The sequence below is a fragment of the Proteus sp. TJ1640 genome, from assembly GCF_003144445.1.
Lineage (GTDB): Bacteria > Pseudomonadota > Gammaproteobacteria > Enterobacterales > Enterobacteriaceae > Proteus > Proteus penneri.
In genome coordinates this window covers 71,545-85,103 of sequence record NZ_PENY01000041.1, presented here as the reverse complement: position 1 = coordinate 85,103, position 13,559 = coordinate 71,545, and the positions used below count along the sequence as shown (strand labels likewise).

General features: G+C 36.9%; 9 protein-coding genes. 6 read left to right on the top strand and 3 right to left on the bottom strand.

The window, feature by feature from the left end; translation table 11 throughout:
- Positions 1–50 precede the first annotated feature (50 nt).
- Together aroA and serC are read right to left on the bottom strand one after the other, a co-directional pair.
- The gene (aroA, locus tag DK861_RS16835; protein ID WP_109400834.1) at positions 51–1,337 is read right to left on the bottom strand and encodes a 3-phosphoshikimate 1-carboxyvinyltransferase; all 1,287 of its coding nucleotides are present in this window, start codon (positions 1,335–1,337) and stop codon (positions 51–53) included.
- Positions 1,338–1,529: 192 nt separating this feature from the next.
- A complete protein-coding gene (gene serC, locus DK861_RS16830) occupies positions 1,530–2,618 on the bottom strand; it encodes a 3-phosphoserine/phosphohydroxythreonine transaminase (protein ID WP_109400833.1) in 1,089 nt (362 codons plus the stop codon).
- 136 nt (positions 2,619–2,754) lie between these two features.
- Here serC and DK861_RS16825 point away from each other — a divergent pair, with 136 nt between their 5' ends.
- A complete protein-coding gene (locus tag DK861_RS16825; RefSeq protein ID WP_109400832.1) occupies positions 2,755–4,185 on the top strand; it encodes an MFS transporter in 1,431 nt (476 codons plus the stop codon).
- Positions 4,186–4,313: 128 nt separating this feature from the next.
- A complete protein-coding gene (locus tag DK861_RS16820; RefSeq protein WP_109400831.1) occupies positions 4,314–5,591 on the top strand; it encodes a filamentous hemagglutinin N-terminal domain-containing protein in 1,278 nt (425 codons plus the stop codon).
- 82 nt (positions 5,592–5,673) lie between these two features.
- On the opposite strand, the gene ansB is transcribed toward DK861_RS16820, so the two are convergent.
- Positions 5,674–6,711: an L-asparaginase 2 gene (ansB, locus tag DK861_RS16815; RefSeq protein ID WP_109400830.1), complete on the bottom strand. Its 1,038-nt coding sequence runs from the start codon at positions 6,709–6,711 to the stop codon at positions 5,674–5,676.
- Between the two features lie 228 nt (positions 6,712–6,939).
- Between ansB and ycaO the strand changes: the two genes are divergently transcribed.
- The 4 genes from ycaO (at position 6,940) to pflA (ending at position 13,411) form a co-directional block, all read left to right on the top strand.
- The gene (gene ycaO, locus DK861_RS16810) at positions 6,940–8,697 is read left to right on the top strand and encodes a 30S ribosomal protein S12 methylthiotransferase accessory factor YcaO (RefSeq protein ID WP_109400829.1); all 1,758 of its coding nucleotides are present in this window, start codon (positions 6,940–6,942) and stop codon (positions 8,695–8,697) included.
- Positions 8,698–9,369: 672 nt separating this feature from the next.
- Positions 9,370–10,224: a formate transporter FocA gene (focA, locus tag DK861_RS16805; RefSeq protein WP_072062807.1), complete on the top strand. Its 855-nt coding sequence runs from the start codon at positions 9,370–9,372 to the stop codon at positions 10,222–10,224.
- 54 nt (positions 10,225–10,278) lie between these two features.
- Positions 10,279–12,561 (top strand): formate C-acetyltransferase, encoded by a 2,283-nt coding sequence (gene pflB, locus DK861_RS16800; protein ID WP_109400828.1) that lies wholly within the window; start codon positions 10,279–10,281, stop codon positions 12,559–12,561.
- Positions 12,562–12,670: 109 nt separating this feature from the next.
- A complete protein-coding gene (gene pflA / locus DK861_RS16795; protein ID WP_109400827.1) occupies positions 12,671–13,411 on the top strand; it encodes a pyruvate formate lyase 1-activating protein in 741 nt (246 codons plus the stop codon).
- Positions 13,412–13,559: the final 148 nt, after the last annotated feature.

Genomic DNA, 13,559 nt, shown 5'->3' with positions numbered 1-13,559 from the left:
GCCGATTTAACTGATTTAATTTTGACTCATTTTAATTAATGATTTTCACATTAATTATTACAATGAGAAAGTGTTTCTAACTTCTCAAAATAATCAGGAAAGGTTTTTGCGGTACAACCCGGATCAAGAATAGTGATTGGCGTATCTGAAAGTGCCACCAGCGAAAAACACATCGCAATGCGGTGATCATTATAAGTTTCGATATCCGCAGTTGTTAACTGTTTTGGTGGTATTACTTTTAAGTAGTCGTGCCCTTCTTCAACAATCGCACCCACTTTTTGTAACTCTGCTGCCATTGCTGCTAATCGATCAGTTTCTTTTACGCGCCAATTATAAATATTGCGGATAACGGTTTCACCTTCAGCAAAAAGTGCCGTGGTAGCAATGGTCATTGCTGCATCAGGGATAGTGTTCATATCCATATCAATGCCTTTTAATATTCCACGTTCACACTCAATATAGTCATCCCCCCAACGCACTTTTGCCCCCATTTTTTCAAGTACAGAAGCAAAATGAATGTCCCCTTGTAAGCTATTTTTACCGATACCTGTAACGCGTACAGTACCACCTTTAATGGCAGCAGCAGCTAAAAAATAAGAAGCAGATGAAGCATCACCTTCTACAAGGTATTTTTCTGGAGATTGATATTGCTGACCACCTTTTATAACAAAGCGTTGGTAGTCTTGGTTTTCAATTTTCCCACCAAAAGTATTGATTAACGCTAAGGTAATATCGATGTACGGTTTAGATACTAACTCACCTTTAATTGTAATCGTTGTATCTTGCTCAGCTAATGGAGCGGTCATTAATAAGGCGGTCAAAAATTGGCTTGAAACACTGCCATCGACTTCTACATTTCCACCTTTAAAACCGCCACGTAAACGAATAGGTGGATAGTCCGTTTGTTCAAGATAATCGATACTCGCGCCACCTTGGCGTAAAGCGTCAACTAAATGCCCAATTGGACGTTCTTTCATTCGTGGTTCACCCGTCAATATAATATCATGCGAGCCTAAACTTAATGCGGCTGCCAATGGACGCATTGCTGTACCTGCATTACCTAAAAAGAGCTCTAATGGTGAATATGTTTTAAATTCCCCTCCTAGCCCTTCAATATCACATACCGTATTGTTATTTGATAATTGATACTGCACACCTAATGTTTTTAATGCATTTAGCATATGACGAATATCATCACTATCTAATAGGTTAGTTAAACGTGTATTACCTTTAGCTAAAGCGGCTAATAATAACGCACGATTAGAGACACTTTTTGAACCTGGTAAATTAATAGTGCCTTCAATATGAGCAATAGGCTGTAATGTTAACGATTCCATAAACAGGTAAGAACTCCGATAAACAAATAAAATATAATGGGATGCTGTTTAATCAAAAATAAGAAAACGACTTAGGTACTTATTGTTTTTATTTATTTTTTAGTACTGGGACAATTTGATTGTCATTATCAACATCTTTGGATAAAAGGAAACCCACTTTCACATAGGTTTCCTAAACATATAATGTATGAATTATGCGTGGCGACGTTCAAAATCAGCCATAAAATCAACTAATGTTTGAACACCAGCTAATGGCATTGCGTTATAAATTGATGCACGCATACCTCCTGATACACGGTGGCCTTTTAATGCGACTAACCCTTGAGCTTCGGCCTCTTTTAAGAAGACTGAATCTAATTCAGGGGAAGACATTTGGAAAGGTACATTCATTAGTGAACGATTTTCTGTAGCAATACGATTGATATAGAAATCACTATTATCAATTGCGCTATAAAGAAGCGTCGCTTTTTCATAGTTACGTTTTGCCATTTCTTGCAAGCCACCTTGCTCTTTTAGCCATTTAAAGACCATGCCTGATAAATACCAAGCAAAGGTAGGTGGTGTATTAAACATGGAATCATTTTCAGCAAGCACTGTGTAATCAAACACAGAAGGTGTTTCTTTACGCGCTTTACCTAATAGATCTTCACGAATAATAACGATGGTTAGACCCGCAGGGCCAATATTTTTTTGTGCACCTGCATAGATAACACCAAAACGGCTAACATCTATTGGTTGAGATAAAATAGAAGATGAATAGTCAGCAATAACAATTTTGCTGTCATCAAAATCTGGCTCTTCATGAATGGCAATACCATCAATAGTTTCATTTGGGCAATAATGTACATAAGCAGCATCGGTACTTAATTGCCACTCTTTCATTGGCTTAACACCAATTTTGCCATCAACTTCTGTTTTAATTTTAATGATATTTGGCGAACAATATTTTTCAGCTTCTTCGGCTGCACTTTTAGCCCAATAACCACCATCAATATAATCAGCGCTTGCTTTATCACCCAATAAATTGAGAGGTAAAGCAGCAAAATGGCCTCGAGCGCCACCGTGACAAAAAAGAATTTTGTAGTTTTCTGGCACATTGAGAAGATCGCGAAGATCTTGTTCTGCCTGATGAGCAACTTCAAGAAACTCTTTACTGCGGTGACTAATCTCCATAACCGAACGCCCAAGTTCATGCCAGTTGCATAATTCTAATTCTGCACGACGAAGAACTTCTGCCGGTAACATAGCCGGACCTGCACTAAAGTTATATACCTGACTCATTCAAATTCACCCTATCTGAATATGTTTTTACAAAATGACCTTTATCGGTTGTATCATTCCCGTTAAATTGGCGCAATGATTATTGTGAACTAACGCATAATATGCAGAACATAAAAATGATGGTTAGGAGTGTTTTATGTCGGGGAGTATAAATAAAAAAGAAGAAGCGAGCTGGGGAATGCTTCTTCATGGAAAAAATAGTCTAAAATCGCTTGCTTTAGCAGGAGGCGTCGCATTACACGCAATTAATGTCTATATTACGATCACAACGCTACCTTCAATTGTGCGTGATATTGGTGGGCTTAATTTATACGCATGGAACACCACCGTTTTTATTCTGGCTTCAATTCTCTCTTCTGCATTAACTTCACGATTATTGAGTGTATTTGCACCTCGCAATAGTTATCTTTTTGCCACAATTTGCTTTTTAACAGGTTCAGTTATTTGTGCGACAGCACCTTCAATGCAAATATTGCTTTTAGGGCGATTTATTCAAGGGGCTGGTGGAGGAATGTTGCTAGCACTTGCTTACTCTTTAGTTCGAGTCATGTTTCCTCAACCACTTTGGTCTAGAGCTATGGCATTAATGTCTAGCATGTGGGGGATATCGACACTATTAGGCCCTGCACTAGGTGGAATATTTGCTGAATATGATGTTTGGCGTGGCGCATTTTGGTCTATTTTATTTGTTGGTATTCCTTACGCTATTTTATTATTTACTATTCTTCCTACCGAAAATAATGCCGATAATATCGTTGCAAAAAACCCATTACCTTACCAACAGCTTATTTTATTAATGCTTGCTGTATTATCTATTTCTATTGGTAGTCTTTATAACGTTATTTTATATAACACCTTATCTTTTGTATTTGCTTTTAGCTTTATTCTACTGTTAGTCAATATTGATAAAAAATCAAATGATGGCTTATTTCCTAAAGGAACCTTTTCTTTTTCTGCACCGTTAGCACCAATATATCTCACCATGGCTTTATTAGGAATTAGTGTACAAACAGAAGTCTTTGTACCCTATTTTTTACAAATTATTCATAATATTACCCCGCTACTTTCAGGTTATTTAGCAGCATTGGTTGGTGCTGGTTGGTCTTTCTCTGCCATTATATCTTCATCAAGTAAACAATCTACTGCTCAGAGATTAATGCGTTTTGGCCCAATAATTAATTTTGTGGCTATTGTGATCCTTGGTTTATTTATTTCTAATATTCTAACAATACCTTATGGGCAAATTATTATTATTTGTATCGCTCTCTTTTTTACAGGTGCCGGAATTGGTATGGCATGGCCTCATTATTTAACCCGCGTTTTACACGTTTCTCAGGGACAAGAAGCTCAAAAAGCGGCAACTTCAATTACCACTATACAACTTTTTTCAACCGCTGTAGGTGCTGCCATTTCAGGCACTATTGTGAATATGGCTGGATTAACCGAACCGGGTGGGATTGCTGGCGCACAAAATGCCGCTCATTGGTTATTTATTGTCTTTTCTGTTACTCCACTTATTGCATTTATTACTGCAAAAATAATTATTTTAAATATAAGAAAAAGTTAATACCTAAGATGTTTATTAAAAATAGCCTTTTTCAATATTTATAAATAAACACCATTTAATTATTACTATCTTTATTTATTTTATCAACATCGATAAATTAGCTCTGAACAATAGATAAAGGTAAAAATATGAAATTAAGAAATGCAATAATAATAGGAATAATATACGCACCATCAATGTGCCAGGCAGCAATACAACCAAACTATGAGCATGATAAGCATTATGCTGCTCAAATTTTTATTAATAAAGATTCTTCAACAACAATTAAACCAAGAGAAATTAATCTCAATCAAGAGAAAATATTACAAGCAGAAATATTAATTGCACCGAAAAACGCCAAAGGTGTTTCTTATAATAAATATGATGAATTCCATGTAACGAAAGTCGGAGTTATCTTAAATAATAACGGGGTTGCCGCTGACTTTATTATTAACGAAGTGATTAATGGGACAACATCATTATTAGATGGAAATATCGGTATAACTGGAAAGGCTGCTCATGTTGTTATTGCTAATCCCAATGGGATTGAGTGTAATAATTGTAGTTTTTCTAATACATTATCTGAAACATTGGCAACCGGAAAGCCCATTATCCATGATGATGAATTAGTCGGTTACCGCATAGAAAGATCCATCTCTGCCTTAGACTATAGAGCTTTTGGTGGTAAATCAATTAAGCATATAGGTAAAATAGTATTCAGAAATGAAAGTAACTCTCATCCTAATAATTCCTTTAATAATATTAATATCATCTCTAATAATATTAACTTAGAAAAAGGATTTATATTTTCTAAAGGAGATATAAATATTTATTCAGGAGAAAGAAGAGTAATGCTAAAAGAAGGTGTTCACATTTTAGAAAATGGTATGCGTACAAGAGAGCTTAGACATTATTTGCCAAATCAGATCATATTAGGTGATAAGAATGATGATTCTAAAAAACAAGGTTTGATCTCTGATAAAAATATCATTATCAATGCCTCTGATACGACTATTGATAATTATGGTTCTTTAAAAAGTGTTAATAATAGTAGAAAAGCCATTCAACTGAATTTAAACAAAACAACATTTAATAATCATGGATATATTCTAGCCAAAGGTGGATATTTAAATCTCCAAAATCATTCAGTGTTTAGCAATATGGATAAAGGGGCTATTGGAAAGCAATATTGGCTTAGCCTTAACAATGCTGATAGTAAATATAGCAGTATATATATAGGGACTGTACCTGAAAATACTGTTTTCCCAATGAATAACTTAACATTAAATATTAGTGAGGATAGCCAGCTAGTAAATGATGGTACCATCAAGGCTTACCGATTATACACTCACAATAAAAAAATGAATAATATTCAAAATAATAGACAAGACATCAAACTTTATACTAAATTACTCAAAATAAAATAATACTTAATAAAGAAAATCATCCGTTATTAATTAGCGGATGATTTTCTGGTTTAACGTTAAAAACTAAAAAATCTAACTAACATTAATATCTTTCAAAGTTTTCTTGGATCTTCGCTGGAGCTTGTGTTTCTGTCAAAGATAACTGCAATAACACTCTCGCTTTTTGTGGATTTAAGCGCTCTGATGCAACAAAACCATATTTTGCATCATCCACTTCACCATTTTGTGTAGTAAAACCAACTGGTACACGACTTGCACGAACAACAACGACACCTTTTTTAGCGCCATCGGCTAAAGTGTCAAAAATATCAGTATATAAATTACCATTGCCCACACCAGCACTGACAATACCTTCGTAGCCGTTATCAATAAAGGCTTTTGCTGGTAAATTAGAGGCATTTGAGTAGTTATAAACAATACCCACTTTTGGTAATTCAGTCAGTTTACTGACATCAAATGCAGGTTTATCAGCACGAGGTAATGCCGCTGTATAATAATGAACCTTACCATTATGCACATAACCTTGAGCACCTGCGTTAACAGGCTGGAACGCTTGTACTTCAGTTGTGTTCATTTTTACAACATCTTTACCACTGATAACCGCATTATTCATGGTCACTAACACACCGCGATTTTCAGAAGCTTTATCACTTGCAATCACAACCGCATTAAAAAGATTTAAAGGGCCTTCAGCACCTAATGCCGTTGCAGGACGCATTGCCCCTACCATAACAACTGGTTTTTTGCATGCTGTAGTTAAATCAAGGAAATAAGCTGTTTCTTCCATGGTGTCTGTACCATGAGTGATCACAAAGCCGTCCGTTTTATCACAATCTGCATTAATTTTATCAGCCAGCTTGAGCCACACTTGGTCATTCATATCTTGAGAGCCAATATTTACGACTTGCTCGCCTTTTAAATTAGCAATTTTTTTAGCCTCAGGTACTGCATTAATCAATGTATCAATACCTAATTTGCCTGCTGTATAGCTTGATGTCGTTGCTGAATCGCCACCACCAGCAATTGTGCCACCCGTCGCTAAAATGGTGACATTAGGTAAGGCAAAAGCAGAACCACTGATTACAGCTAACAGGCTAGCGAGCAATGTTTTTTTCATCATCGAACTGATCCCTTATGAATTTATAAATAAATCCAATTATGATGATTTAAAATTATTAATTCCGTGATAAATCGAACGAATTTATTAAAAAAATTCATATATCAAATAATTTATAAGTGAAGAATATAGTTAGCAATTGGTAAATAAGAGAAATAATTAGTGCATTACAGGGGATTTCAGTATTATGTGCCCCTAACTATCACCAGCAAAATATTGATGAAACCTGCCATGTCACAAACATTTATTCCTGGCAAAGATGCCGCTCTGGAAGATTCTATCGCTCGCTTCCAACAAAAATTAACCGACTTAGGATTTAACATTGAAGAAGCTTCATGGTTAAACCCTGTTCCTAACGTTTGGTCCGTTCATATTCGCGATAAAGATTGCCCTTTATGTTTTACCAACGGTAAAGGTGCCAGCAAAAAAGCAGCCTTAGCGTCCGCACTAGGTGAATATTTCGAACGTCTCTCCACAAATTATTTTTTCTCTGATTTCTGGCTAGGTACTGATATTGCAGAAAGTGAATTTGTTCACTACCCAAGTGAAAAATGGTTCCCACTAGCAGAAGATGATTCTGTTCCTGTTGGCTTATTAGATGAGCGTTTACGCAAATTTTATGATCCTGAAGGTGAGTTATGTGGTAGTGAGTTAGTTGATTTACAATCAAGTAATCATGATCGCGGGATTTGCGCCCTTCCATTCATACGCCAATCTGATGAAAAGCCTGTTTATATTCCTGTAAACATTATTGCTAACTTATATGCCTCTAATGGTATGTCCGCAGGAAATACAAAAAATGAAGCTCGAGTTCAAGGGCTTTCTGAAGTTTTTGAACGTTATGTAAAAAATCGCATTATCACTGAAAGAATTAGCTTACCTGAAATTCCGAAAGAAGTTTTAACTCGCTATCCTGCTGTTATTGAGGCGATTGAAACATTAGAGCAAGAAGGTTTTCCAATCTTTAGCTTTGATGCATCTTTAGGAGGTCAATTCCCTGTTATTTGTGTCGTGTTATTCAACCCGCAAAATGGCACTTGTTTTGCTTCTTTTGGTGCTCACCCTGATTTTGGTGTGGCTTTAGAACGTACAGTCACTGAATTATTGCAAGGGCGTAGCCTTAAAGATCTCGATGTCTTTAATCCACCAAGCTTTGATGATGAAGAAGTCGGTGATCATACTAACCTTGAAACACACTTTATTGATTCAAGTGGTTTAATTAGTTGGGATCTATTTAAGAAAGATGCCGATTATGCATTTGTTGATTGGAACTTCAGTGGGACAACAGAAGAAGAGTTCCACACCTTAATGTCACTTTGCCAGCAGTGCGATGCAGAAGTCTATATTATGGACTACTCACACCTAGGTGTTTACGCTTGCCGTATTTTAGTACCCGGTTTATCAGATATTTATCCCGCTGAAGATTTACAATTAGCTAATAACATTATGGGTGTACATTGGCGTGACACTATTCTTTCTCTACCAACGAGCCAGGGCACTCAAGAAGAGTATCTTTCTCTTATTGGTCAATTTGATGAAGATGGTTTAGACGACTTTACACGCATCAGAGAAATGATTGGCATTGCTCCAGGAAAAGATAATGGTTGGAGCCATTTACGTGTAGGCGAATTAAAATCAATGTTAGCGCTTGCGGGTGGTGATCTTGATCAAGCGCTCGTTTGGGTTGAATGGACTCAAGATTTCAACGCTTCTTTATTTACGCCAGAACGTCAAAATTATTATCGTTGCTTACACAATCTCTTGTTATTACAACAAGAGACTGAACGTGAACCAGAACAATATATGCACGCGTTTTCTCGTATGTATGGCGAAAAAACATTACAGGCAGCCTTAAACGCAATACAAGGTAAACAAGCATTTTACGGATTACAAACGATTGATCCTGATTTAGCTAATTTACCTATTCATCAGTCATTACTTGTGGCCTATGAGAAATTACAGAAAGCAAAACGTCAATCGATTAAATAAACCTATTTTGCTTAAGGTTATTTATCAAATAATAACTAATTTTAACTGAATAATAAGCGCGTATTTAAATTGAAACACTCTATTGAAAAGTAGAGTGTTTTATTTCGCTAAAAATAAAATATTGACAGATTTGTCAATATGACAAATTTGCCACCTGACAAAATTGTCAAAATATGGCAAAAGTGACGATTTTAGGCATTTAATATGACATCAAAAACATATATTGAACTTTTACGCTAAGAATATTACATAAATCCAGTTTAAATTGCTATTTATTTAACCAGATCTCAAAAATTAAAAAACCTTATTTTTATAATGGGTATATGTCTGGAGTAATCTTTAAAGATTAACCACAAATAAAGTAATGTTTATATTTATTATAAAAGTAAATAAGGCGTTAAATTTTATTTTTAACTCTTAACATACGAGGTTTAAATAATACTTTATATTTACTTTTTACTTTATTTATCCAGCTAGTCTAAAATTTTTTGATAATTTTTAAAAAATTTTTTCATTTTATTAATCAAATAGTTATAGCAAAAATAACGGGTTTTTACGCACTGAAAACGGGGTTCTAATGAGCGACCATGATCCATATCAATTTTAGAAGTAAGCCCCTTTGCTACTATTATTGCGTGCTATAATTATTCCAACATATAAGAGAGTGTTAGTATGAAAGCTGACAGCCCTTTTAATTTATTATCACCTGCTGATATGGCAAAAGTTGCCGATGATGCATGTTGTTATAAAGCAAATAAACATATTCCAACGACTTACTTATCTGCATTTACTGCGGGAATGTTTATATCAATTGCTTTTGTTTTTTATATTACTGCTACTACAGGTACCGCATCTGTTCCTTTTGGGCTGGCTAAATTAGTCGGTGGGATCTGCTTCTCTCTGGGGTTAATGCTCGTTGTCGTTTGTGGCGCGGACTTATTCACCTCAACTGTTCTTACTATTATTCCTAAAGCAACTGGACGTATATCTTGGGGCAAAATGTTTGCTAACTGGATAAATGTCTATCTTGGTAACTTTATTGGCGCACTCTTTTTTGTCGCCTTAATGTGGTTTGCTGGTCAGCATATGGCAGCAAATGGGCTTTGGGGGTTGAATGTTTTACAAACTGCACAACATAAACTTGAACACACGTTTATTGAAGCTGTTTGTTTAGGCATTCTAGCTAACTTAATGGTTTGTCTTGCAGTATGGATGAGCTATGCAGGTCGTTCGCTGATTGACAAGCTTTTTGCACTTATTTTACCTATCGGTATGTTCGTTGCTAGTGGTTTTGAGCACAGTATCGCTAACATGTTCCTTATTCCTTTAGGTATTGTTATTAAAGATTTTGCACCTGCAGAATTCTGGACTAAAGTAGGTGCATCACCCGAACAATTTTCAAATTTAACTGTATCAAATTTTCTCTCTGATAATTTATTGCCTGTCACTATCGGTAACATTATTGGCGGGGCAGTCCTAGTCGGTCTGGTATACTGGTTAATGCATCTGCGCGGTGACAAACATTAATCCGTGCAGGTATGACTGATTTCTTAAGTTCCATTGTAAAAAGGTAGAAGTATCATGTCTGATTTAAATGAAAAATTTGCTGAAGCATGGAAAGGTTTTTCTGAAGGTGAATGGCAGAACGCCGTTAACGTTCGTGACTTTATTCAAAAAAACTATACTCCATATGAAGGCGACGAATCTTTCCTAGCAGGTTCCACTAAAGCAACTGATACACTTTGGGAACAAGTTATGGAAGGCATCAAAATCGAAAACCGCACACATGCGCCAGTTGATTTTGATACTTCTGTTGCTTCAACTATCACATCTCACGATGCAGGTTACATCGCTAAAGATTTAGAACAAATCGTAGGTTTACAAACTGATGCACCTCTGAAGCGTGCAATCATCCCATTCGGTGGTATCCGTATGGTTGAAAGTTCTTGCCACGCGTATAACCGTGAGCTAGATCCAGAACTGAAAAAAATCTTTACTGATTACCGTAAAACTCACAACCAAGGCGTTTTCGATGTTTATACTCCAGACATCCTGAAATGCCGTAAATCTGGTATCTTAACAGGTTTACCAGATGCATATGGCCGTGGTCGTATCATCGGTGACTACCGTCGTGTTGCACTGTACGGTATTGAGTTCCTGCGTAAAGATAAATTTGCCCAATTCACCTCTTTACAAGAAAGAATGGAAAAAGGCGAAGATCTGGAAATGACTATCCAACTGCGTGAAGAAATCGCAGAGCAGCACGCTGCTTTAGGTCAAATCCAAGAAATGGCTGCGAAATACGGTTACGATATTTCTCGCCCTGCTCAAAACGCGAAAGAAGCCGTACAATGGACTTACTTCGGTTACTTAGCCGCTGTTAAATCTCAAAACGGTGCTGCAATGTCATTTGGTCGTGTATCTACATTCTTAGATATCTACATCCAACGTGATATTGAAGCGGGTTTACTGACAGAAGAACAAGCTCAGGAATTAATTGACCACTTAGTCATGAAATTACGTATGGTTCGTTTCTTACGTACTCCTGAATATGATGAGCTGTTCTCTGGTGACCCAATCTGGGCAACAGAATCTTTAGCTGGTATGGGTTTAGATGGCCGTACTCTGGTAACTAAGAATACTTTCCGTTTCTTAAATACCCTGTACACAATGGGTCCATCTCCAGAACCAAACATGACCATCCTGTGGTCTGAACAACTGCCTATCAACTTCAAAAAATACGCTGCGAAAGTCTCTATCGATACTTCATCAATTCAGTATGAAAATGATGACTTAATGCGTCCTGACTTCAACAGTGATGACTATGCTATCGCTTGTTGTGTTAGCCCAATGGTTGTGGGTAAACAAATGCAGTTCTTCGGTGCTCGTGCAAACTTAGCGAAAACCTTACTGTATACCATCAACGGTGGTGTTGATGAAAAACTGAAAATCCAAGTAGGTCCAAAACATGCACCAATCATGGATGAAGTCTTAGACTTCGATACTGTGATGAATCAAATGGATCACTTTATGGATTGGTTAGCAACTCAGTATGTAACTGCACTGAACGTTATCCACTACATGCACGATAAATACAGCTATGAAGCAGCTCTGATGGCACTTCATGATCGTGATGTTTATCGTACAATGGCATGTGGTATCGCAGGTCTATCTGTTGCTGCTGACTCACTGTCTGCAATCAAATATGCGAAAGTTTCTCCAGTCCGTGATGAAAACGGCTTAGCGGTTGACTTCAAAATTGATGGCGAATATCCACAATTCGGTAACAACGATTCTCGTGTAGATGACATCGCTTGTGACTTAGTTGAACGTTTCATGAAGAAAATTCAGAAACTGCGTACATACCGTAATGCGGTACCTACACAGTCTATCCTGACAATTACTTCAAACGTTGTTTATGGTAAGAAAACAGGTAATACCCCAGACGGTCGTCGTGCAGGCGCACCATTCGGACCAGGTGCTAACCCAATGCACGGTCGTGACCAAAAAGGTGCGGTAGCTTCTCTGACTTCTGTTGCGAAACTACCATTTGCTTATGCGAAAGATGGTATTTCTTACACCTTCTCAATCGTACCTAATGCATTAGGTAAAGATGATGATGTTCGTAAAGCGAACCTTGCAGGTCTGATGGATGGTTATTTCCACCACGAAGCCGGCATTGAAGGTGGTCAGCATCTGAACGTTAACGTCATGAACCGTGAAATGCTGTTAGAAGCAATGGAAGATCCTGAGAAATATCCTCAGTTAACTATCCGTGTTTCTGGTTATGCAGTTCGCTTTAACTCACTGACTAAAGAGCAACAGCAAGACGTTATCACCCGTACATTTACACAAACAATGTAATAAAGATAACTATATGCATTTATTTACTGAGAAAGTAGATAAAATCGCTTAGAATAAAGGCCCCTACTTTGGGGCCTTTTTATCTAGACAGTTTTGGAGTAACCCTGTTATGTCCGTACTTGGTCGTATCCACTCATTTGAATCCTGCGGTACTGTTGACGGTCCCGGAATACGTTTCATTGTTTTCTTTCAAGGATGCTTAATGAGATGCCTCTATTGTCACAACCGTGACACATGGGATACTCATGGTGGGCAAATCGTCACAGTTGATGAACTAATGAAAGAGGCAGTTACCTATCGTCATTTTATGAATGCTTCTGGCGGCGGTGTTACTGCTTCTGGTGGCGAAGCGATTTTGCAAGCAGAGTTTGTGCGCGATTGGTTCCGCGCATGTCAAAAAGAAAATATCCATACTTGCTTAGATACTAACGGCTTTGTTCGTCGTTATGATCCCGTTATTGATGAATTAATGGATGCCACTGACTTAGTGATGCTCGACCTAAAACAAGTCAATGATGAAATTCACCAAAAATTAGTGGGCGTATCAAATCAACGCACACTTGAATTTGCCCGTTATTTAGCAAAACGAGGCCAAAAAACATGGGTTCGTTATGTGGTTGTTCCGGGTTGGTCTGACGATGATGATTCTGCTCATCGGTTAGGCGCATTTATTAAAGATATGAAAAATATCGAAAAAGTAGAACTTCTTCCTTACCACGAGCTCGGCAAACATAAATGGGTAGCTTTAGGCGAAGAATACAAACTAGATGGTATTCATCCACCGTCAAAAGAGACGATGGAAAATGTAAAATCAATTCTTGAATCTTACGGTCATAAAGTTATCTATTAAGCTATTCAATTTAATATTAATTTAAGAGGCAGCGTTTTTAAGCGCTGCTTTTTTGTTTCTAAAGTAAAACCATATTGATACTAACTAGAAAGCACTATTTTTCATTTCTCTCATTTTATATCACTCTAATCTTAAAAGTTTTTTTAAA